The organism is Streptomyces sp. NPDC008086, assembly GCF_042957325.1.
Taxonomy (GTDB): Bacteria; Actinomycetota; Actinomycetes; order Streptomycetales; family Streptomycetaceae; genus Streptomyces.
This window is the reverse complement of the sequence record NZ_JBIBIA010000001.1, coordinates 1,011,645-1,033,051: the sequence shown is the minus strand read 5'-3', so window position 1 is coordinate 1,033,051 and position 21,407 is coordinate 1,011,645. Positions and strand designations below refer to the sequence as shown.

Below are 21,407 nucleotides of genomic sequence, written 5' to 3'. Positions count from 1 at the left end.
ACCAAGGACCAGACATGTACGACGAACGTTTTCCCGGCCTGCGCCGCCGCGGCTTCCTCGCCGCCACCTCGGGCGCCGCCGCCCTCGCCCTCGTCGGCTGCTCGGGCGGCACGGACGACAAGGCGCAGAGCACCTCCGGCACTCCCAAGCGCGGCGGACGGCTGCGCGCCGCGTTCGCCGGGGGCGGGGCCAGCGAGACCCTCGACCCGCACCTGGCCAGCCTCTTCGCCGACGTGGCCCGCGCCAAGGCCCTCTTCGACAAGCTCGCCGACTACGGCGCCGACCTCTCCGCCCAGCCCCGCCTCGCCGAGAAGTGGGAGCCCAACAAGACGCTGGACCGCTGGCAGGTGACGCTGCGGCAGGCCACCTTCCACGACGGCAGGCCGGTCACCGCCAAGGACGTCCTCTACAGCTACCGCCGTATCGCCGATCCCGAGCAGGCGTTCCGCGCCAAGGCGTCCCTGGAGCCCGTCGACCTCGACGCCAGCCGCGCCACCGGTGAACGGTCCATCGAGTTCGTCCTCAAGCGGCCCACCGCCGAGTTCCCCAACGTCCTGGCCGCGTTCGGCGCGTACATCGTCCCCGAGAACGCCACCGGCACCGACTTCGACCGCAAGCCCGTCGGCTCCGGCCCCTTCCGGTTCGTCTCCTTCGCCCCCGGCCGCTCCGCCGTCTTCCGCCGCAACGACGCCTACTGGGACGGCGCCCCGCACCTCGACGAGATCGAGTTCATCGTCGCCAACGAGGAGTCCGCCCGCGTCAACGCCCTCCTCGGCGGCCAGGTCGAGTACGCCCACGAGCTGAACCCGACCACCGCCCGCGCCCACGAGTCCGCGGGCCAGATCCAGATCGTGCGGCTGCGCAACAGCGCCATGCAGGCGTTCTGCATGAAGACCGACCGCCCGCCCTTCGACGACAAGCGGGTCCGTGAGGCCTTCTTCCTCATCGCCGACCGGCAGGAACTCGTCGACGGCGCCCTCTCCGGGGCGGGCGAGGTCGGCAACGACCTGTTCGGCAAGGGCTACGAGTACTACGCCGCCGACCTGCCGCAACGCCAGCAGGACCTCGACAAGGCCCGCGCCCTGCTGAAGAAGGCCGGCGCCGAGAAGCTGAAGATCACCCTGGACACGTCGGCCGTGGCCGCCGGCTTCACCGAGGCCGCCGGCATCTTCCGCGACCAGGCCGCCAAGGCCGGCGTCACCATCGACGTGAAGGCGGGCAGCAAGGACTCCTACTGGAGCGACATCCTCGACAACGGCACCCTGTCCTGCTACCGCTCCGGCGCCATGCCCATCGAGGCCCACATCTCCCAGCGCCTGCTCACCGACTCCACCACCAACGCCACCAAGTGGCACCACAAGGACTTCGACGCCCTCTACCAACAGGCCCAGTCCACCCGGGACAAGACGGAACGGGCAGCCGTCTACGAGCGCATGCAGCGCCGGCTGTACACCGAGGGCGGCTTCCTCATCTGGGGTTTCGCGGACTGGATCATCGGAACGGCGCGCACGGTGAGGGGGGTCGAGACGAAGGCCCCCGCGAACACCTTGGACTGGGCCCGCTTCGACAGGGTGTGGCTGGCGTGAGAGGCGCTTCCAAGGGGGGCGGGGCTGTGTCGACACGCGGCTCCGCCGCGGGGTCCGACCAGCCACGACGGACCCGCGGACGACAGACGGCATACCGCGGCACCCCCTTCGTCGCCCGGCGCCTCCTGCTCGGCGCGGTCCAAACCGTGGCGGTCGTGCTCCTGGTCTTCGCCCTGACGGAAGCGCTGCCGGGCGACGCGGCGGTCGCCCTCGCCGGCGACCAGCCGGACCCCGCCCGCATCGCCGCGATCCGCGAGGCGATGGACCTCGACCGTCCCGCCCCCGAGCGGCTGGCCGACTGGGCGGCAGGCCTGCTGCACGGCGACTTCGGCACGTCCCTCGCCTCCGGCCGCCCCGTCACCCAGTACATCACCGACGCCTTCGGCCCCACCCTGCTGCTCGCCGCGCTCACCCTCGTCCTCCTCGTCCCGCTCGGCTTCGGCCTCGGCGTGCTCGCCGCCCGCCACGAGGGGCGCCTCGTCGACCGGGTGGTCAGCTCGGTGACGCTGGCCGTGTACGCCGTCCCCGAGTTCGCCCTCGGTGTGCTGCTGGTGACGGTCCTCGCCCTGAAACTGGCCTGGCTGCCGCCGACGGCGGTCGGCTACGGCACCGATCTGCTCGGCCATCCGGCGGCACTGGTCCTGCCGGTGCTGGTGCTGCTGTCCCGGCCGGTGTGCTCCCTGTCCCGCCTGGTCCGGGCCGGCATGGTCGACGCCCTGGCGTCCCCCTACGCCGCCCACGCCCGCCGCTACGGCGTCCCCGGCGCCCGCGTCCGCTACGCCCACGCTCTGCCGAACGCCCTCGCCCCGGCCGCGCAGCAACTCGCCCGTACCGTCGACTGGTTGCTGTGCGGGGTGATCGTGGTGGAGGCCCTCTTCGTGATCCCGGGTCTGGGCACGGTCCTGCTCAACGCCGTGGCCGAACGGGACGTACCCGTCGTGCAGGGGCTGGCCGTGGTGTTCGGCGTGCTGACGGTGCTGCTCAACCTGGGGGCCGACCTGGTGGCGCACCGGCTGACCCCGCGTGCGGGGGTGGCCGCGTGACGACGTACCGCCGTTTCGCGCTCGGCCTCGCCGTGGTCGCCGTGCCCCTCGTGCTCGCCCTGCTCGGGCCGCTGTTCGCGGGCGATCCCGGTCCCCGGGCCATCTCGTTCACCCTCGGCGGCGGCCACTGGCTCGGCACCGACTTCGTGGGCCGGGACGTGTGGCACCAGGTCCTGCTGGGCGGCCGCACGGTGGTCCTGACCGCGCTCGCCGCCACCGCGCTCGCGTATCTCGTCGCCGTCCCGGTCGCGCTCGTCAGCGCGCTCACCCGCCTCCGCCCGCTGGAGGAACTGCTGATGCGGCCGCTGGACGTGCTGCTCGCCGTGCCGTCACTGCTGCTGATCCTGCTCGTGGCCTCCGTGTTCTCGCCGGGCGCAGCCGGGCTCGCGCTGCTCGTGGCGCTGGTGAACGTGCCCGACGCGGCGCGGATCGTGCGGGCGGCGGCGGGGGAGGCCGCGGCACGGCCCGCCGTCGAGGCGCTGCGCATGCAGGGGGAGACCTGGTGGCGGATCGCCGTCGGCTACGTCACCCGGTCGGCCCTGCGCACCCTCGCCGCCGACGCCGGGATCCGGCTGACGGGTGTGCTGTACCTCGTGTCGACGGCCGCGTTCCTCGGCGTCGGCGTCGCGCCGGACGCCGCCGACTGGGCGGTCATGGTCGACCGCAACCGCACCGGCCTGCTCGTACAGCCCTGGGCCGTGGTGGTGCCCGCGCTGCTGATCGTGGCGCTGACGATGGGGACGAACCTCCTCTTCGACGCCGCTCTGGAGAAGAAGGGACGAGGCCGGTGAGCCGGGCTGTCGAGGAGACCGTCGCCGAGATCCGTGGCCTGCGTGTCGAGATCGGCGGTCGTGTCCTCGTCGACGGGGTGCACCTGCGGGTGTCGCCCGGCAGGGTGACCGCCCTGGTCGGTGCGTCGGGCAGTGGGAAGACCACGACCGGCCTCGCGCTGCTGGGGGAGTACCCGGCCGGTGCGCTGGTCGCGGGCGAGGTGCGGCGGTCGGGGGACGGTCCGGTGGGCTATGTGCCCCAGCATCCGGCGGCCGTCCTCAACCCGGCCCGGCGCGTCCGCGCCCTGCTCGACGACATCGCCCGCCCCCAGGTCCGCCACCTGCCCCGCGCCGAACGCCGCGAGGCGGCCCGCGCACTGGTCCTGCGGGCCCTGGGAGATGCCCAACTACCTGACGGAGAAGCCCTGTTGGGGCGGTACCCGCACCAGCTCTCCGGCGGTCAGCAGCAACGCGTCGTGCTCGCCCAGGCTCTGCTGCTCGGCGCCCGTGTCATCGTCGCCGACGAACCCACCACCGGCCAGGACGCGTTGACCAAGAGCCGTATCGTCGAGCAGCTGGCGGCCGTCGCGGCGCGCGGCATCGCGGTCGTCCTGCTCAGCCACGACCTGGACGTGGTCCGCGCCCTCGCCGACGAGGTCCTCGTCATGCGCGAGGGCCGGGTCGTGGAGTCGGGCCCGGTGGAACGGCTGTGGACGGCGCCCCGGCACGAATGGACCCGCCGACTGCTCGACGAACAGCGCGCGGCCCCGCCGGACGGGACGGCCACCGAGGCCGGTCGACCCGTCCTGGAAGTACGGGACCTGACCGCCGTGCACGACCGCCGAACCGTCGTCCTGCGCGCCCCGCACCTCACCCTCCACCCGGGTGAATGCGTGGCCGTCGTCGGTCGTTCCGGCAGCGGCAAGACCACACTCGCCCGCTGCCTGGCCGGCCTGCACAGCGACCACGACGGCGACATCCTGCTCGACGGCGCGCTCCTGCCTCGCAGCCTCCGCCGCCGCGACCGAGCCCAGCTCGCCGCCGTGCAGTACGTCTTCCAGGACGCCCGCGCCGCCTTCGACGAACACCGTCCCGTGCTGCCCCAGGTGGCCCGCACGGCCGTACGCCTGCGCGGCGTCGACGAACGGGCGGCCACAGCGGAGGCGTTGACCACGCTGAACCGTCTCGGTCTGCCCGAGCACCTGGCCCACCGTCGCCCCGGCGAACTCTCCGGCGGCGAACTCCAGCGCGCCGCCCTCGCCCGGGCGCTGCTCGCCCGCCCCCGGGTCCTGATCTGCGACGAGGTCACCTCCGGCCTGGACACGGTCACCCGGCGCGGCATCCTCGACGTCCTTTCGGGCCTGGTCGGCGCGGAGGGCGACCTGTCCCTCGTCCTCGTCACCCACGACCTGGACACCGCACGCCTGGCCCACCGCGTCGCCGTACTGGAGGAAGGGGACATCGTCGAACAGGGGCCGACACAACAGATCCTGACGGCCCCTCAACATCCGTTCACGATCGCCCTCATGCGGACCACGGAGCGCCTGGAGACAGGTACCCGGTCGTGAGAAGGCCGACCTCCGGGCGGTTCGCGGAGGAGACGGGAAGGCCTCGGCGGTTGGCGGGCAAGGTCGAGGACCCGCTCGCCGCGCTGGACGCGTTCCGCGGATACGGCGCCGAGGTCCCCCTGGCCACGCCCGCCGACCGGGGCGAACTACGCGTCCGCACGGCGACCGCGCCCCCTGCCCGGCGTCCGCTACGAACAGGAGGTGACCGAGCGGACCGAGGGGCCCTACGACGGGACCGTGGCTCTGCCGGAAGGGGTCGGCTGACCGAACTCCCGCTGCCTGCCCGTCGGTTATGCCGCCGTCCGGGTCTGCGCCGACGCCACCGCAAAGCCCTCCGTACGGAAGACACGCCGTTCGGCGTCCACCGCGAACACCTCGCAGCCCGCCCGTCCGGCCGCCCACTCGACACCCTCCGCGCCCATCGCGAACGCGGCGGTCGCCACGGTGTCCGCGACGGTCAGGGAGGACGCCACGACGCTCAGCGAGAGCAGTCCGGTCGCCGGGCGTCCGGTGCGGCCGTCGACGATGTGGTCGCCGCGTTCGTAGCGCGCGGACGTCGCGATCGCCCCGTCGGTGAGCTCGGCCACCGTGCACACCTTGTCGGCCTGCTCGGGGTGGCGTACCCCCACCCGCCAGGGCCCGCCGGAGGCGACGACGTCACCACCGGCGTTGAGGACGAAGCGCCGCGCTCCCGCGGCTGTGAGCAGCTCGGCCGCCCGCTGCACCGACCAGCCCTTGACCACCGCGCACGGATCGAGCCCGCGCCCCGGCAGCCGTACGTCGAAGGCGCCGCCCGTGGCGACCCGGTACTCCTCGCACAGGCCCAGCACCTCGTCGAGGTCCGCGCTGACGTCGCCGCGCGCGATCTCCTCCCGGTCCAGCTGGCAGACCTCGCTGTCCGCTCTGAACGGGCTGAACCGGGCGTCGACCTCGCGCAGCCACGCGAACACGGCGTCGGCCGCCTCCTCGCCGACGTGCGCGTCGTCGACCCGCAGCGAGACCGGGAACCCCATCACATGCTCGACGCGGTGCACGTCAGGCGCCCTTCGCGTCGATGGCGGCCTGGAGGGACTCCTTGTAGCCGTCGCTGGTGATGGTGGCGCCGGAGACCGTGTCGATGTCGGCGCTCTGTGCTTCCAGTGTCTCGGCGATCAGCTGCGGCACGGCGGCCGTGGTCTGGGGGTGGTTCGGCTGCTGGAGCATCCGCACGGCCGAGATCCTGTCGCCCTGGAAGGTCACCTGGACCTGGACAGGGCCCTTGTCCGTGTTCACCGTCGGGCCGTCGACCGTCCGCGTCTGCGAGGCGGCGGACGCCGAGGCCGAGGGGGACGCGGAGGACGAGGACGCCGACTTCGCGTTCGCGTCGATGGCGGCCTGGAGGGACTCCTTGTAGCCGTCGCTGGTGATGGTGGCGCCGGAGACCGTGTCGATGTCGGCGCTCTGTGCTTCCAGTGTCTCGGCGACCAGCTTCGGCACGGCGGCCGTGGTCTGGGGGTGGTTCGGCTGCTGGAGGAGCTTCACGGCCGTGATCCTGGAGCCCTGGAAGGTCACCTCGACCTGCACGGGACCCTTCTCGGTCTGCACGGTCGGGCCCTTGACGACCGTGTTCCCGGATCCGGCCGCCGCCGAGGGCGTCGAGGCCGGTGTGGCGGCCTCCGTGGTGGCGGTGCCGAGGGACGGCTCGTAGCGCCAGACCGGGATCAGGCCCACGGCGCTCAGGACCAGGACAGGTATTGCTCGCTTCACGATGTGTTTCCCGTCCCTCTCAGCCGGCCAGGCTGAAGCGCTCGAAGTGGACCTGCTGCTTGGGCACGCCCAGCTCGCGCAGGCTGCCGATCAACGCGTTCATCATGGGCGGCGGGCCGCACAGGAACACGTCCCGGTCCGTGATGTCCGGCACCAGCCGCGTCAGCTCCGCCGGGGCCAGCTGGTCCGGGACCGGCGGTCCGGTCACCAGGTGCAGCTCGGCGCCCTTGGCGTGGGCGAGCTCCACCAGCTCGCCGTACAGCACCGCGTCCCGGTCCGTGGCGACCCGGTAGATCACGACCGCGTGGCCGTGCAGCTCCTCCAGCAGTGCCCGGATGGGGGTGACGCCGACGCCGCCCGCGATGAGCACGGCCTCCGTCCGGGTGCGGTGCATCGTGGTGAAGGCGCCGTAGGGGCCCTCGGCAAAGACGCGCGTGCCCACCTTGAGGTGCCTCAGGCCCGCCGAGCCGGCGCCGGCCGCCTTGGCGGTGAGCCGCAGCTGGTTGCCGTCGGGCGCGGCCGACAGGGAGAACGGGTTGGCCTGCCACCAGCGGTCCTTCGTCAGGAACCGCCACAGGAAGAACTGGCCCGCGCGGGCCGGGAGCCTGTCCAGGTCACGGCCGGTGACATAGACGGAGACCACGTTGTCGGACTCGGCGACCACGGCGGAGACGCGCAGCTGGTGGCGCTGGTTCCGCCACAGCGGCAGGACCAGGCGGCCGACGACGACCGAGGCCAGGGCGGCGCCCCACACGCCGTACCAGTACGCCGTGGCGGCCGGGGACGAGGTGAAGGACGTACCGACCGCGACCTGGTGCGTGAACGCCAGGACCACCGCGACATAGGTGTACAGGTGGATGAAGTGCCACGTCTCGTACGCCAGCCGGCGCCGCGCGAAGCGGGCCGAGACCACGCCGATCACGATGATGATCCCCAGCGCGACCACGGCACGGAGCACGCCCTCGACGGTCTCGGCGAGGTCGATCAGCTGGTTCACCGGGTCCAGCGAGGACGACTCGGCGTAGCCGAAGGTGATGAACACGGCGTGCGCGAGGAGGGCCCACAGGACGCTGAAGCCGGTCCAGCGGTGCCAGGAGGTGAGCCGGTCCATGCCGATCCGGCGGTCCAGCCAGGGCAGCCGGGCCACCAGCAGCAGCTGGAAGGCCATGAGGAGCGCGCCGAACAGGCCGGTGAGACGGCCGAGCACGATGAGGGTGTTCGAGGCGAAGCCGGCAGCGATGAAGAAGTACAGGACCACGGCCACGTTCGCGGCGAGCAGGGCGTACAGGCCCGTGCGGGCGACCACCCTGGGGCGTATCGCTGTGGGGGGCGCGGCTGGCGATTGGACGGTCGTCGTCACGGCGACAGCTCCTTGATCTCGTCTGTGGATACCGAGCTTGTCCGGTCGCAGCTGTCGAAAAGCTGTCGTAGATCTTTCAAGTGTTTATCGATGTGGTCGCGGTGTCCGACCCGCACCCGGGCGGCGGCGTTCGGTGCCGCACTATGAACGGGTGGAGAAAGTACGCCTTCTGGTCGTGGACGACGACCCGCCCATCGCCGACCTCGTCGCGACGGTCGCCCGCTACGAGGGCTGGCAGGCGATCACCGCGAACTCCGGCGAGGAGGCGCTGCGGCTGGCCGCCGAGTTCCATCCGGACATCGTGGTGCTGGACCTGATGCTGCCCGATCTGGACGGATTCGGCGTCCTGGACCGGCTGCGCGGCGCCGGCACGATGGTGCCCGTGGTGTTCCTCACCGCCCGCGACGGGGTCGCCGACCGGGTGGCCGGACTGACCCGGGGCGGCGACGACTACCTGGTGAAACCGTTCGCGGTGGAGGAGCTGATGGCCCGGCTGCGGACCGTGCTGCGGCGCGGCGCCGGGCCCGGCTTCCAGCGTTCCGTCCTTCGGGTGGCCGACCTGATGATGGACGAGGACACCCGCGAGGTGCGCCGCGGCGACAGACTGCTCACGCTCACCCCGACCGAGTACGAGGTGCTGCGCTACCTCATGCGCAAGTCACCGACCGTGCTCACCAAGGCGCAGATCCTCGACCACGTGTGGGAGTACGGCTTCGGCGGCCGCTCCAACGTCGTCGAGCTGGTCGTCAGCCGGCTGCGCCGCAAGCTCGACGACACCGGCACTCCGCTGATCCACACCGTGCGGGGCTTCGGATACGTGATCCGGCAGGCGGCCGAGTGATCGGGCGGCTGCGGCGGACCTACCGTGCGATGCGGCTCGGCACGCGGCTGGCGCTGGGCCTCGGCGTGCTGTCCCTGGTCGTCTTCGGCGTCGTCGGCACGGCCCTGACGACGTACATGCGCGACTACCTGTCGGCCCAGCTGGACGCACAGCTCGCGCAGGGCCAGATCGCCCAGTCCAAGAGCATCGCGGACTACGGCACGCTGACCGGCAAGAAGTACTACAGCTGGTTCTACGCCGTCTACGACGTGGCCGACGGCACGCCCGAGCTGCGCAGGCCCGAGGACCCCGCCGACCTGCCGGAGGACGTCGACGACTTCACCGCGCTCGCCCGGGCGCAGAGCGCCGCGCACACCGAGCTGCTGCGCACCGAGCACCTGCGCGGCAAGGGCGAGTACCGGCTGCGCGCGTGCGAGGTCGAGCCCGGGGTGGTGCTGGTCAGCGCCGCGCCCATGGACGACATCGAGGACACCGTGGGCCAGCTGATCGCCATCCAGGCGGTCACCTTCGGGCTGGCGTTGATGACCCTCGTGGTGGCCGGGCGGGGCATGCTGCGGCGCGGTCTGAAGCCGCTGAGCGACATGGCGCACACCGCCCGCGGGATCACCTCGCACGATCTGACGGACTCGGCGCGGCTGCCGGTGCGGCACGACAAGCGCAGCGGCGGCCCCGAGGTCGAGGAGTTGCGCACCGCCTTCAACACCATGCTGGAGCACATCGACGACTCCCTCGCGGTGCGCGCGGAGGCGGAACAGCGGCTGCGCCGCTTCGTGGCGGACGCCTCCCACGAGCTGCGCACCCCGCTGATGTCGGTGCGGGGCTACGCCGACCTCTTCCAGTACGCCGCCGCCAACGCCCCCGAGGAGCGGGACAAGCACCTGGCCCGGCTGCGCGCCGAGGCCGCCCGGATGGGCTTCCTCCTCGACGACCTGCTGCTGCTCGCCCGCCTGGACGCGGCCGAGGTGGAGACACCGCTGCGGCTGCGGGAGGCGGACCTGGTGGAGCTCGTCGAGCAGGCGGCGGACGCCTTCCGCGTCACCCACGCCGACCATTCGCTGACGGTGGCCCCCGGGCCCGGTTCCCTGAAGCTGGCCCTGGACCCCCAGCGCATCCGCCAGGTCCTGGACAACCTGCTCACCAACGCGGCGATGCACACCCCGGCCGGCACCCAGGTCTCGGTCGCGGTGTCCATGGTGAACGGCGCCGCCCAGGCCCGGATCGCCGACGCGGGCCCCGGCATCCCGCCCGCTGACCGGGCCCGTGTCTTCGACCGCTTCTACCGCGTCGACAAGGCCCGCAGCCGCGACCGGGGCGGCAGCGGTCTGGGTCTGGCGGTCGCCCAGTCACTGGTACGGGCCCACGGCGGCCGTATCGACCTGACCAGCGAGCCGGGCGCGACGGTGTTCACGGTGACGATTCCGCTGACCGGAGCGGCTCCTCCGGGCCACAACCCCGCAACACAACACGTCTAGACTCTTCCAACGGCCCGGCGCCCGTGGTCAGAAGCGGGCGAAACCCGTCAAACCCGAAGGGCATTCGGCGTTTTGATACGCATAGACTCAGTCACCAAGCGATACCCGGACGGCACGGTGGCGGTCGATCGGCTCTCGTTGGAGATACCCGACCGCTCGATCACCGTTCTCGTGGGGCCGTCGGGCTGCGGGAAGACGACCACCCTGCGGATGATCAACCGGATGGTCGAGCCCAGCGAGGGCACCATCCTCATCGACGGCGTCGACAGCCGCCGGCAGCCCGTCAACACGCTGCGCCGGTCCATGGGATACGTCATCCAGAACGCCGGCCTCTTCCAGCACCGCACGATCCTCGACAACATCGCCACCGTGCCCCGCATGCTCGGCTGGGGCAAGGACAAGTCCCGGGCCCGGGCGCGGGAGCTGATGGAGCGGGTCGGCCTCGACGGAACGCTCGCCAAGCGGTACCCGTACCAGCTCTCCGGCGGCCAGCAGCAGCGCGTCGGTGTGGCGCGGGCGCTCGCGGCGGACCCGCCGGTGCTGCTGATGGACGAGCCGTTCTCGGCCGTCGACCCCGTGGTGCGCAAGGGACTGCAGGACGAACTCCTACGGATCCAGGACGAGTTGGGCAAGACCATCGTCTTCGTCACCCATGACATCGACGAGGCCGTCAAGCTCGGCACGATGGTCGCTGTGATGCGCACGGGCGGCAAGCTCGCCCAGTTCGCGCCGCCCGCGGAGCTGCTGTCCCGGCCGGCCGACGACTTCGTGGAGGACTTCCTCGGCGCCGACCGCGGTATCCGGCGGCTGTCGTTCTTCCCGGCGGCGGGTCTGGAGCTGCTGACCGCCCCGGTCGTGGCCGTGGACGCCACCGCCGAGCGGCTCGCCGAAGCGGGCGCCGCCGACACCCCGTACCTCCTCGTCACCGACGCCGACGGCAAGCCCCTCGGCTGGGGCGAGCCGCGGGACCTCACCGCCGGGGCGATCACGACCGAACGACTCCTGCCGTACGGGCGTCCGTTCGTCGCCGGCACCGACTCGCTGCGGGCCGCCCTCGACTGCGCCGTGCTCTCGCCCACCGGATGGGCCGTCGCCGTGGACGCGTCGGGCCGGGCCACCGGGGTCGTCTCGCAGCAGGTCATCGCGGAGGCCATCCGGGGCGCGCACGCGCTGAGCGACGCGGACAGGGCGCGGGACGCGGACGCCGAGCCCGACGACGACGGCAAGGTCCAGAAGGTCGCGCCATGAGCGAACTCCTCGACCTGCCCAGCGACCTCCAGAACAGCTACTTCGGACTGGTCGCCCTGCATCTGCGCGAGGCCCTGATCCCGGTGCTCGTCGGCCTCCTCGTCGCCCTGCCCGTCGCCCAGCTGTGTGTGCGGGTGCGCTGGCTGTACGCGCCCGTGCTGTGGGTGACGACCGTGCTGTACGCGATCCCGTCGCTCGCGTTCTTCGTCATCCTCATCGACTACACCGGCCTCAGCGAGCTCACGGTGATGATCCCGCTGGCCGTCTACAGCCTCGTCGTGCTCGTCCCGGCGATCGTGGACGGCGTCCGCTCGGTGCCGCAGGAGACCCTGGCCGCCGCCACCGCCATGGGCTTCGGGCCCGTACGGCGCTATGTCCAGGTGCAGTTGCCGATCGCGGCGCCCGCCATCATCGCCGGGCTGCGGGTGGCGTCCGTGTCGAGTGTCTCCCTCGTCAGCGTCGGCATGCTGATCGGCAACGAGGGCGCCCTCGGCAACCTGCTCAACAGCGGCCTGACCTACAATCAGCCCCGCCTGATCTGGCTCTCCGTCGTGGGCACGGCCGTCCTCGCCCTCCTCGTCGACGCCGCGCTGATCGGTCTCCGCGTCCTGCTGACGCCCTGGATGCCGCGCGCCACCCGCCGGAACAAGGCGCGCACCCCCGCCGTGCAGGAGGCCGCCCGGTGAACGTCCTGAACTTCATCAACTCCTTCTTCAGCGACAACGCCCACTGGCAGGGCTACGACGGCATCCCGACCCGCGTCGGCGAGCACATCCAGTACACGCTGATGGCCCTCGGCATCGCCGCCGCCGTCGGCCTGCCCGTCGGCCTGCTCACCGGCCACACCGGGCGCGGCGGCAACACGCTCGCCCTCATCGCCACCTCCGCCCGGGCGCTGCCCAGCTTCGGGCTGATGGTGCTGATGTTCATCCTGCTGGGCCTGGGCATGGCCCCCGTGATGATCCCGCTGGTCGTGCTCGCCATCCCGCCCATCCTCGTCACCACCTACGAGGCGATGCGCTCCGTCGACCCCGCCCCGGTGGACGCCGCCCGCGGCATGGGCATGGCCGAGACCGCGGTCCTCTTCCGCGTCGAACTCCCCGTCGCCCTCCCGCTGATCCTCAGCGGCCTGCGCTCGGCGGCCATCCAGATCGTCTCCACGGCCACCATCGCCGCCTACGTCAGCTTCGGCGGCCTCGGCCGCTACATCATCGACGGCCTCTACCAGCGCGACTACGAGAAGGTCGTGGGCGGCGCCACGCTGGTCGCCGCCATGGCGTTGGCGACGCTGGGGCTGTTCTGGGCGGTGTCACGGGTAGCGGTGTCGCCGGGGGTGCGCAGGCGCCCTTGAGGGGCGCGGTGCTGTATCGACACGCGGCTCCGCCGCGGGGCGCGACCAGCCCCCACCGGCCCGCAGCGAACCACGGCCAGTTCAGCGAAGCGCCTGCGTGCGGGCCAGCGCCAGCTCCAGGACGACCAGCAGCGCATCCCGCACGGAGGTGCGCTCGCGGGCGTCGAAGACCAGGACCGGGACGCCCTCGGTGACGTCGAGGGCCCAGCGGATCTCCTCCAGGGTGTGCTCGACCTCGCCGTCGAAGGCGTTGGCGGCCACCGCGAAGGGGATGCCCCGGTGCTCGAAGTAGTCGACGGCGGCGTAGCAGTCGTCGAGGCGGCGGGTGTCGACGATGACGAGCCCGCCGACCGCGCCCTCGACGATGTCGTCCCACATGAACCCGAACCGCTCCTGGCCGGGCGTGCCGAACAGATACAGCTTCAGGGTGGGGTCGATGGTGAGGCAGCCGAAGTCCATGGCCACGGTGGTCGTGGTCTTGAGCGGGGTGTGCGTGAGGTCGTCCACACCCGCCGCGACCTCCGTGATGGCGGCCTCGGTGGTCAGCGGCTCGATCTCGGAGATCGAACCCACGGCGGTGGTCTTGCCCACGCCGAAGCCGCCCGCGATCACCATCTTGACCGGCAGCGGCGGTCGTACGGTGGCCGCCGGCGCGGCGGGCGCGCCTGGGGGTCCCCCCGGCCGGAGGCTGGGGGAGGCCGGTTCAGTCGTCGTCACGGAGTGACCCCTCGCGAGTCGGGGATGGCGCGCAGGCCGTCGATGACCCTGCGCAGGACGGATGCGTCGTGGACGACGCCGGAGTCGGGCACGTGCACCGCCAACTGCCCGGCGGCGCGCAGGTCCTCGGCGAGGACACGCACCACGTTCAGGTGCAGCCGCAGCCGGGCCGCGATCTCCGCGATGGACTGCGGCAACCGGCAGACGGCGACGATGTCGTGCCGCTCGAAGGCCAGCCGGTCGAGCGCGTCGATCCCCTCGGTGGTGGCCACCACCTGCGTCTCGACCGGCATCGACCGACCGTCGGCATCCCCCACCACCCGCCCGGCGGTCACCAGGAACGGCCGCACGGCGGGGGCGGGGCCGACCGGGTCCGGCTGCCCGCCGGGGTGGGTCCGGTCACCCTCCGGAACGGCGGGACCGGTCCCGGGTTCCGGCCCGTCGGGCTCGACGCCGTCAGGCTCCGGCCCGGATGGACCGGCGGGCTCCGGGCCGGCCGCGGCCGGTGGTGGGGTGCCGTCCGCCATGGCGGTGTCCGTCCTTCTGGGCGTCAGCGGGCCGACGCGGCGCCGACGTTGTTCTTCAGCTCCAGCACGAGCTGCGGGCTGAGGGAGGAGCCGGCACGGTTGGCGAACACGGTCATCTCGTAGGCGATGTTGCCCAGCTTGGCCTCCTTGTCGGTGACCACGCCGAGGACGGCGCCGCTGCCGATCGCGGAGACCAGGACATGACCGCCCTCCAGGTCGATGATGACCTTGTTGAGGCCGCCGAGGCCGTAGTTGCCGGAGGCGCCGGCGGCCAGGCTGGTGATGCCGGAGACGATCGCGGCGAGCCGCTCGGAGTCGGCGTGCTCACGCAGCTCTGACACGGCGATGAGCAGGCCGTCCGACGAGACGGCGATGGCGTCCACCACACCGGCCGTCTCCTTCGCGAACCGATTCAGCAGCCAGGTGAAGTCGGCCGCGGCGGCCTGAAGTTCGGCCGGCGTGGAGCCTCCCACCGGGGTGCCACCTGTCGACGTGCTCACTGCTCCGCTCCTTCCGGGGAGTCGTTCTGGTCCTGCTCATGGGGGGTCGGGGTCATGACGGGGGCGGGGTGTTCCCCGGTGTCGCCGGACCGGCTGTCGCGGTGCGCGCGCTCCACGCCGGCCTCGAACTCGTCGAGCGCGGCCCGCACCGCCTCCGCGTCGAGCGTCCGCACATCCTGGCGCAGCGCCGACTGCCGTTCGGACGGCTCGGCGGTCGTCCGCAGGGTCGCGCCGCGCACTCGGCGACGCAGCGGCCGGGTCGCGCCGACAGCCGGTTCCGGCTGGTCGGCCCGGGCATGGTCGACGGGCGTCGGCTCACGGTGGGTGACGCGGCGGGGCAGCGGCCGCAGGGCGTCACCGTCACCGTCGCCGTGACCGTCCGGCCGTACGGGATCCGCAGGCACCGTGGCCGAGGGCCGGGGCCCCGCGGCGGGGGCCGAAGGCGGCCTGGTCGCGGGCGGCGCGGCGGCCGGCGGAGCGGCGGCCGCCACCGCGGCCAGGGCCGCGGTGGCCGCCGACCCCGTCGTGCTCCCCGTCACCAGCAGCGACGACGGCACCGTCACCTCGGCCGTCACACCGCCGCCCGGCGTCCGCGACAGCGTGACCGTGATGTGCCAGCGGCGCGCCAGCGTGCCGACCACGAACAGACCGAGGACCTTCGTCGGTACGACGTCCAGTCGCTCGCGGCGGATCAGCCGCGCGTTCTCCTCGTCGAGGCGTTCGGGCGTCATGCCGAGACCGTGGTCGGTGACGACGACGACCGCGTCGTCGCCGGAGGCCGCCACGCGCACCTCGACCGGGCTGCCCTCCGGCGAGAACGACACCGCGTTCTCCAGCAGTTCGGCCACCATCAGCGTCAGGTCACCGATGACCTCCGGCTCCACCACGGCCTCGGTCCGCGCCCGCACCTCCACCCGCTGGTAGCCCTCGATCTGGCCGAGCGCGGCGCGTACTACGGTGGTGAGCGGACTGGGACCGGAGTCCAGGACCGCCTCGTGGATGCCGGCGAGCAGCATCAGGCTGTCGGCGTTGCGGCGCAGCCGGACCGCGATGTGGTCGATGGAGTAGAGCCGCTCCAGCAGGGCGGGATCCGTCTCGCCCCGCTCCACCACGTCGATCAGGGACAGCTGGCGTGTGGTCAGGTTGCTGACCCTGCGGCCCACGTTGCCGAACATCTCGGCGACGTTGCGCCGGCTGAGCACCTGCCGCTCCAGCAGCGCGGCCGCTGTCTTCTGCACCTGGTTGAAGGTCTCGGCGAGTTCACCGATCTCGTCGCGCGCGGTGACCGGCATCTCGCCGAGGCGGGGCGGGCCGTCGTCCTCGGCGTCGTCGTCGGCCACCCGGGCCAGTTCGCGCTCGGCGACCTCGGCGACCTGCCGTGCCGCACCCGTGAGGGCCTGCACCGGGCGGACCACCGAACGGCGGACCAGCATCGCGAGGGCCAGCCAGACCGCGAAGCCGAACAGGGCGAGCCCCAGCAGCAGGAGCGCGCGCCACGCCGCCGTGTCGGAGGCGCTCTCCGCCTCGTCGGCGATCTGCCCGATGAGCGAGGTGGTGATCGCCAGCCGGGTCCTGGCCTGGTCGCGGTAGGCGCCGTAGGAGTCGAGCGCCTCGGCGAGCGACCTGCGGATCTCGGCGGGGGAGTCGGCCTGCACCGCGCCCGGGTCGATCTGCAGCTCGGAGTACTGCCGGCTGATGGTGGTCTGCGCCCGGGTGTACCTGATCCCCTCGAGGGTCTCGGCCTGGGCCTCGGTGGCGAACCGGGCGAACCGTTCGGCCTGGTGGGTGTACTCGTCGTAGGCGCCGATCGCGCCGATGAACTCGATCAGCGCGTTGGAGTCGCCGGTCGACGCCGAGAACACGCCGGTCTCGAAGGCGCTGTGGGCGGCGCCCGCGCGCAGCAGCGAGTCCAGCATGCTGCCGGTGAAGGAGGTCGCGAGATCGGGGTTGCGGTCCAGGCCGAGGCCGTCGATCAGCCCCTGGGCGGCGTGGGTGTAGGCCGGGTCGATGTTGCTGGCGGGCAGATAGCCCTGCTCGACGGTGTCCCGCAGGCTGCTCAGTCCCTCGACCCCGCGCAGGGCCTGCGCCTCGGTCTGCGGCAGCCGTTCCCCGAACGCGTCGCGCACCCGCTGGACCTGGGAGTCCACGCTGGACTGCGCCGTGCGGTAGGCGGCGGACGAGGGCTCGCTGTCCCCGGCGGCCTCGTGCCGTACGGACAGCAGGATCGCCTGCTGGTGCTCGGCGGCCAGCCGGTCCACGAGGGTCGCGACCTCGACGCTCTCCCGGACCAGCCGGGCGGCGTCGGCGGCGTCGCGCGACTGCGCGGTCTGGTCGGCGATGAGATAGGCGAGCAGGACCGCGACCACCGTCAGCGGCACACCGACCAGGAGATTGAGCTTGCGCCGGAACGGCCAGCGGTCGGCGAAGCCACGTATCCGACGCGGACGGGGCACGCCCACTTCATCAGTGGCCACCCTGCCTCCTTCGTGGGCGTCACACGGCGCGCGAAGGGTCGCACATGACCGGTGCTGATCGAGTATGAAACGGCTTTCTGACGGGGACGGTACCGCCCCTGGATCTCCGTGACCGGAACTGTACGTCAAGAATCCATTACGACCCCCTGCACCCCAACCGTCCCTCCTTCACATCGGAGCGCAACTGCCCGTTACCTTCCGATTTTTGAGGCCAATCGGTGACCCGCCCGCTCTTGACTGACCGAGAACCGGCTGGATTGGATCAGTGGAAGAGCTCTCCCAACCCACTGAATCCGGAACGGGAATCGTGACTTTCACCGCCACACGCAGCAGGTCCCTCAGGAACCATCCCGGCGCGGCCGCCGTCGCGCTCGCCGCCACGGCGGCGCTGCTGGCGGGATGTTCCTCCTCCGACGACAAGTCCGACCCGCTCGCCGGGGACAAGCCGAGCGGTGACACCGTCGTCGTCGGCTCCAACAACTTCCCCGAGAGCACCCTGCTCGCCGACATCTACGGTGAGGCGCTCAAGGCCAAGGGCATCGAGGTCAGCTACCAGCCCAACATCGGCAGCCGCGAGGTGACCTACGGTCAGCTCCGCAACGGCTCCGTCACCGTGCTGCCGGAGTACAACGGCTCGCTGCTGGCCTACCTCGACCCCAAGGCGGAGCAGAAGTCCTCCGAGGCCGTGAACGCGGCGGTGAAGACCAAGCTGGACGCGAAGCTGACGCTGCTGGAGTCGTCGCCCGCCGAGAACAAGGACTCCGTCGCCCTCAACGTTCAGACGGCGAAGAAGTACGACCTGACCTCCGACTCCACCCTTGAAGACCTCAAGGACGTCGCCCCGGACCTGGTGATCGGCGGCTCGCCCGAGTTCCAGACCCGCCAGCAGGGCCTGAAGGGCCTGGAGTCCGAGTACGGGCTGACGTTCAAGTCCTTCAAGGCGCTGGACGCGGGCGGCCCGCTGACCCGGGCGGCGCTGGTGAAGAACACCGTGCAGGCCGCGGACGTCTTCACCACCGACCCGAGCATCACCAAGGAGGGCTTCGTCGTCCTGAAGGACCCGAAGAACCTCTTCGGCTTCGCCCAGGTGACTCCGCTGGTCTACAAGAGCGGCCTCTCCCAGGAGGGCGTCGACGCGCTCAACGCGGTCTCGGCCAAGCTGGACACCAAGACGCTCCTCGAGCTGGACTCCCAGGTGCAGCTGGAGAGCAAGGACCCGCTGGACGTCGCCAAGGCCTGGCTGAAGTCGGCCGGCCTGGGCTGACGTACGGCTGACCGGGCAGGTTCTCGCGGGGTTGTGACGGGCTGCCGTCACAACCCCGCTGTGCTGTCGGTCAGTAGCCGACCTGGAAGGTGGCGTCCTGGCGTTCGGTGGCCGTCGATATCGGGTCGATGCGCAGGGCGTAGTCGGAGTGCCTGAGGTAGCGGGTCGGGTTGTTGTACGAGCGGAACGACGCCCAGGTGGCGTCCGCGAGTCCGGCCGTACGGTGGAAGGTGGCGTCACCCGCGAACGTCGACGTGCCGTCGTTCACGTCCAGGCGCAGGGCGTAGTCGTAGTGCCGCAGATAGCGGGTCGGGTAGTTGACCGACTGGAAGGAGACGCCGGAGGAGTCGGCGAGCCCCGGCACCAGCTTCCACTGCGAGTCGGGGAACGGGTCGAAGGGGTAGGCGTCGATCCGGCCGGCGAAGCCGCTGTGGCGGACGTAGCGGGCCGGGTAGTTGTAGGACTTCAGCCGGTTCCAGGCGGGGGCGCCCCACTTGGCCAACAGGTTGTCGTACTCGGTCGAGGTGATCGGGTGGATGCCGCAGTGCTTGGAGTTGAGCGGCTGCGTGTAGAGCTTCTGGTCCAGGGCGGTCCAGGTGCCGGCGGCCAGATCGGTCGTCTGCCAGACGTAGAAGACGCCGTTCGGTGTGTACGTGTCGCCCCACAGGTACCAGTTGTTGCCGGTCAGGGACTTGACCACCGTGGGCGCCTCGGTGCCGCCGTGGTTCACGGCGGTGCTGAACGCGGTGAAGCTGCCCGGGTTCAGGCTCGTGGAGCGGGCGCCGACCAGGGTGCCGTTCCGTTTGAAGTAGAGGTAGTTGACGCCGTTCACGCCGACGGTGAGGTTGCCGTCGATGACGTCGTAGCCGGGGTCGAAGAAGACCTGGGGGCTGGTCGTCGTACGGAAGTCGGTGGTGTAGCTGACCATGATGACGTTGTGGCCGCTGCTGTTCACCGACGAGTAGAGGATGCCGTACTGGCCGCGTGCGGCGTCCCAGAACGCCTCCGGCGCCCAGCTGTGCGTGGTGGTCATGTCGTGCAGCTTCAGCAGCCGGTAGCCGGTGAAGGTGCGCAGGTCGGTGGAGTCCCAGACGTGGATGTAGACGCTGTTGCGGGTCCAGTCCGTGCCGCTGAGGTCGGTCGCGAGGACGACGAACGTGCCGTCCTGCTTGCGCAGCAGGAACGGGTCGCGCAGACCGCCGGCGCCGAGGGTGGGGGTGGCGACCGGCTTGTTCTGGTTGAGCGGTGTCCAGCGCAGGCCGTCGGTGCTGACGGCCAGGTGGAGGTTGTAGTCCGCCTCCAGCATGGTGTTGGACTCGGTGAAGTAGACCATCGCGTACGCCGAGTCGGCGGCGTGGGCGGTCCCGGCACCGAGGGCCAGCGCACCGGTCGCGGCGAGCGGGACGGTGGCGGCCATGCCGAGGAAGTGTCTGCGTGAGGGGTCGGTCATGCGGCTCTCCTGGTCGATATCTCGAACAGAGTTCGGTTAATCGACCAGAAAGTAGGAGAGGGTTGAGGGCACGTCAATCACAGGGGCACCCTTGGCGGTTTCCCGCCACCCGGATGAGCAGCCCTCCCCGGCTCAACCGGCCTCGCGGGCGTCCGCGATCAACTGGTCGATCAGGGCGATCAGTACGTCACGGCTCGACTCCCGCTCCCGCGCGTCGCACAGCAGCACCCGTACATGCTCCGGCAGGGCGAGCGCCTCCCTGATCTCCTCGGCAGGGTACGGGTGCGCGCCGTGGAAGCCGTTGACGCCGACGACGAACGGGATGCCCCGGCGCTCGAAGAAGTCGATCGCCGCGAAACTGGACTCCGGCCGGCGCACATCGACCAGGACGACCGCGCCGAGCGCGCCGATCGCCAGGTCGTTCCACATGAACCAGAACCGCTGCTGCCCCGGCGTACCGAACAGGTACAGCACCAGCTCCCGACTGATGGTGATGCGGCCGAAGTCCAGGGCCACCGTGGTGGCCCGCTTCTCCTCGATGCCGTTGAGGTCGTCGATGCCCAGCCCCGCGGCCGTCAGGGGCTCCTCGGTGCGCAGCGGGGCGATCTCGCTGACCGACCCGACCATGGTCGTCTTGCCGACGCCGAAGCCGCCGGCGATGAGTATCTTGACCGTGTCGGGAGGCGCGACCGCGTCCAGGGCGGTGTCAGAGCCGGCCAAGGCCGTCCCTCACTTTCTGCAGCAGGTCCAGGTCCGGGGTGCGGGGGGTGACGGGGTGCGGCGGGTGCACGGTGATCAGACCCGCCTCCAGCAGATCGCAGAGCATGATGGCGACCACGCTCACCGGAAGGTCGAGATGGGCCGCGAGCTCCGCCACCGCGATCGGCCGGGCGCAGTACCGCAGGATCCGCGTCTGCTCCGGCTGCGGCCGCGGCGCCCGCTCCGGCGGCGGATCCACCGCCGTCACCGTCGTGATCAGGGTGAAGTCGGAGCGGCTGGGCCGGGTCCGGCCGCCGGTCAGGGTGAAGGGACGGACCAGCCGGCCGGCCGTATCGTCTCCGCTCACCTCACGCGCCAGGGCCGACATGGGCCCGCGGTGCCGCCGAGAGATGCTCGCCGATCTTCTTCACCAGCATGTTCATCTGGTACGCCACCACACCGACGTCCGCGCCCTGGTTGGTGAGGACGACGAGATGGGCGCCGGGACCGGCCGAGGTCAGGATCAGATAGCTGTTGGCCATCTCGATCAGTGCCTGCCGCACCGGCCCGCCTCTGAAGTCCAGGCTGACGCCCTTGCTGAGGCTCATCAGCCCGGACGCCGTCGCCGCCAGCCGCTCGGCGTCGTCACGCAGGAACCCGGTGGACCTGCTCACCACCAGACCGTCCTCGGAGAGCACGACGGCATGGTTGACGTCGGCGACCCGCTCCACGAGTCCGGTGAGCAACTGATCGAGCTGGGTGTCCGTGGCGGGGGTGGGGCGTGTCATGGC

20 protein-coding genes and 1 pseudogene are annotated in these 21,407 nt (G+C 71.6%); 10 read left to right on the top strand and 11 right to left on the bottom strand.

The features are described 5' to 3' along the window. Window positions 1-14: 14 nt before the first annotated feature. From ACFZBP_RS04440 to ACFZBP_RS04425, 4 genes are read left to right on the top strand one after another with little or no spacing between them, the layout of a single operon-like run. Window positions 15-1,586: an ABC transporter substrate-binding protein gene (locus ACFZBP_RS04440; protein WP_391409835.1), complete on the top strand. Its 1,572-nt coding sequence runs from the start codon at window positions 15-17 to the stop codon at window positions 1,584-1,586. A gap of 26 nt (window positions 1,587-1,612) precedes the next feature. Continuing rightward, complete coding sequence (locus tag ACFZBP_RS04435) at window positions 1,613-2,629, top strand: ABC transporter permease subunit (protein WP_391409833.1); 1,017 nt, start codon at window positions 1,613-1,615, stop codon at window positions 2,627-2,629. Next, window positions 2,626-3,420, top strand: a complete 795-nt coding sequence (locus ACFZBP_RS04430) for an ABC transporter permease subunit (RefSeq protein ID WP_391409831.1) — start codon at window positions 2,626-2,628, stop codon at window positions 3,418-3,420. Before ACFZBP_RS04435 ends, ACFZBP_RS04430 begins: the two co-directional genes overlap by 4 nt. Beyond that, window positions 3,417-4,967, top strand: a complete 1,551-nt coding sequence (locus tag ACFZBP_RS04425; RefSeq protein ID WP_391409829.1) for an ATP-binding cassette domain-containing protein — start codon at window positions 3,417-3,419, stop codon at window positions 4,965-4,967. Before ACFZBP_RS04430 ends, ACFZBP_RS04425 begins: the two co-directional genes overlap by 4 nt. A 290-nt stretch (window positions 4,968-5,257) precedes the next feature. On the opposite strand, the gene ACFZBP_RS04420 is transcribed toward ACFZBP_RS04425, so the two are convergent. The 3 genes from ACFZBP_RS04420 to ACFZBP_RS04410 are packed head-to-tail and all read right to left on the bottom strand — an operon-like array spanning window position 5,258 to window position 8,019. Next, entirely contained in the window at window positions 5,258-5,980 is a 723-nt protein-coding gene (locus tag ACFZBP_RS04420) for an FAD:protein FMN transferase (protein ID WP_391410354.1), read from the bottom strand. A 22-nt stretch (window positions 5,981-6,002) separates the two neighbouring features. Beyond that, on the bottom strand, window positions 6,003-6,713 hold the full coding sequence (locus tag ACFZBP_RS04415) for an FMN-binding protein (protein WP_391409827.1): 711 nt from the start codon (window positions 6,711-6,713) through the stop codon (window positions 6,003-6,005). 19 nt (window positions 6,714-6,732) lie between these two features. Then, the gene (locus tag ACFZBP_RS04410; protein WP_391410352.1) at window positions 6,733-8,019 is read right to left on the bottom strand and encodes a ferric reductase-like transmembrane domain-containing protein; all 1,287 of its coding nucleotides are present in this window, start codon (window positions 8,017-8,019) and stop codon (window positions 6,733-6,735) included. A gap of 205 nt (window positions 8,020-8,224) precedes the next feature. Between ACFZBP_RS04410 and ACFZBP_RS04405 the strand changes: the two genes are divergently transcribed. From ACFZBP_RS04405 to ACFZBP_RS04385, 5 genes are all read left to right on the top strand, one after another. Next, a complete protein-coding gene (locus ACFZBP_RS04405; RefSeq protein WP_391409824.1) occupies window positions 8,225-8,914 on the top strand; it encodes a response regulator in 690 nt (229 codons plus the stop codon). Beyond that, the gene (locus ACFZBP_RS04400; protein ID WP_391409822.1) at window positions 8,911-10,386 is read left to right on the top strand and encodes an ATP-binding protein; all 1,476 of its coding nucleotides are present in this window, start codon (window positions 8,911-8,913) and stop codon (window positions 10,384-10,386) included. Before ACFZBP_RS04405 ends, ACFZBP_RS04400 begins: the two co-directional genes overlap by 4 nt. A 72-nt stretch (window positions 10,387-10,458) precedes the next feature. Continuing rightward, on the top strand, window positions 10,459-11,634 hold the full coding sequence (locus tag ACFZBP_RS04395) for an ATP-binding cassette domain-containing protein (protein WP_391409820.1): 1,176 nt from the start codon (window positions 10,459-10,461) through the stop codon (window positions 11,632-11,634). Further along, entirely contained in the window at window positions 11,631-12,320 is a 690-nt protein-coding gene (locus tag ACFZBP_RS04390; RefSeq protein ID WP_383446073.1) for an ABC transporter permease, read from the top strand. Before ACFZBP_RS04395 ends, ACFZBP_RS04390 begins: the two co-directional genes overlap by 4 nt. Next, a complete protein-coding gene (locus ACFZBP_RS04385) occupies window positions 12,317-12,985 on the top strand; it encodes an ABC transporter permease (protein ID WP_383446077.1) in 669 nt (222 codons plus the stop codon). Before ACFZBP_RS04390 ends, ACFZBP_RS04385 begins: the two co-directional genes overlap by 4 nt. A gap of 81 nt (window positions 12,986-13,066) precedes the next feature. Here ACFZBP_RS04385 and ACFZBP_RS04380 read toward each other — a convergent pair whose 3' ends face one another. The 4 genes and pseudogenes from ACFZBP_RS04380 to ACFZBP_RS04365 form a co-directional block, all read right to left on the bottom strand. After that, complete coding sequence (locus ACFZBP_RS04380; protein ID WP_391409817.1) at window positions 13,067-13,702, bottom strand: ATP/GTP-binding protein; 636 nt, start codon at window positions 13,700-13,702, stop codon at window positions 13,067-13,069. After that, window positions 13,689-14,052, bottom strand: a pseudogene (locus tag ACFZBP_RS04375) (DUF742 domain-containing protein). Before ACFZBP_RS04375 ends, ACFZBP_RS04380 begins: the two are co-directional and overlap by 14 nt. 200 nt (window positions 14,053-14,252) lie before the next feature. Further along, entirely contained in the window at window positions 14,253-14,729 is a 477-nt protein-coding gene (locus tag ACFZBP_RS04370) for a roadblock/LC7 domain-containing protein (RefSeq protein ID WP_391409815.1), read from the bottom strand. Further along, window positions 14,726-17,203 carry an ATP-binding protein gene (locus tag ACFZBP_RS04365; RefSeq protein ID WP_391409813.1) on the bottom strand — a complete coding sequence of 826 codons (2,478 nt, stop codon included), beginning with the start codon at window positions 17,201-17,203 and terminating at the stop codon, window positions 14,726-14,728. The genes ACFZBP_RS04370 and ACFZBP_RS04365 overlap by 4 nt, the downstream gene beginning before the upstream one ends. Before the next feature lie 307 nt (window positions 17,204-17,510). On the opposite strand from ACFZBP_RS04365, the gene ACFZBP_RS04360 reads away from it, so the two are divergent. After that, window positions 17,511-18,467: an ABC transporter substrate-binding protein gene (locus ACFZBP_RS04360; protein ID WP_383446087.1), complete on the top strand. Its 957-nt coding sequence runs from the start codon at window positions 17,511-17,513 to the stop codon at window positions 18,465-18,467. A 70-nt stretch (window positions 18,468-18,537) separates the two neighbouring features. On the opposite strand, the gene ACFZBP_RS04355 is transcribed toward ACFZBP_RS04360, so the two are convergent. From ACFZBP_RS04355 to ACFZBP_RS04340, 4 genes are all read right to left on the bottom strand, one after another. After that, window positions 18,538-19,917 carry a glycoside hydrolase family 43 protein gene (locus ACFZBP_RS04355; protein WP_383446090.1) on the bottom strand — a complete coding sequence of 460 codons (1,380 nt, stop codon included), beginning with the start codon at window positions 19,915-19,917 and terminating at the stop codon, window positions 18,538-18,540. A gap of 132 nt (window positions 19,918-20,049) precedes the next feature. Continuing rightward, the gene (locus ACFZBP_RS04350) at window positions 20,050-20,637 is read right to left on the bottom strand and encodes an ATP/GTP-binding protein (protein ID WP_383446093.1); all 588 of its coding nucleotides are present in this window, start codon (window positions 20,635-20,637) and stop codon (window positions 20,050-20,052) included. Then, window positions 20,624-21,004, bottom strand: coding sequence for a DUF742 domain-containing protein (locus tag ACFZBP_RS04345; protein WP_383446096.1), 381 nt, complete (start codon window positions 21,002-21,004; stop codon window positions 20,624-20,626). The genes ACFZBP_RS04350 and ACFZBP_RS04345 overlap by 14 nt, the downstream gene beginning before the upstream one ends. Further along, window positions 20,985-21,404 carry a roadblock/LC7 domain-containing protein gene (locus tag ACFZBP_RS04340; RefSeq protein WP_030047831.1) on the bottom strand — a complete coding sequence of 140 codons (420 nt, stop codon included), beginning with the start codon at window positions 21,402-21,404 and terminating at the stop codon, window positions 20,985-20,987. Before ACFZBP_RS04340 ends, ACFZBP_RS04345 begins: the two co-directional genes overlap by 20 nt. Window positions 21,405-21,407 lie beyond the last annotated feature (3 nt).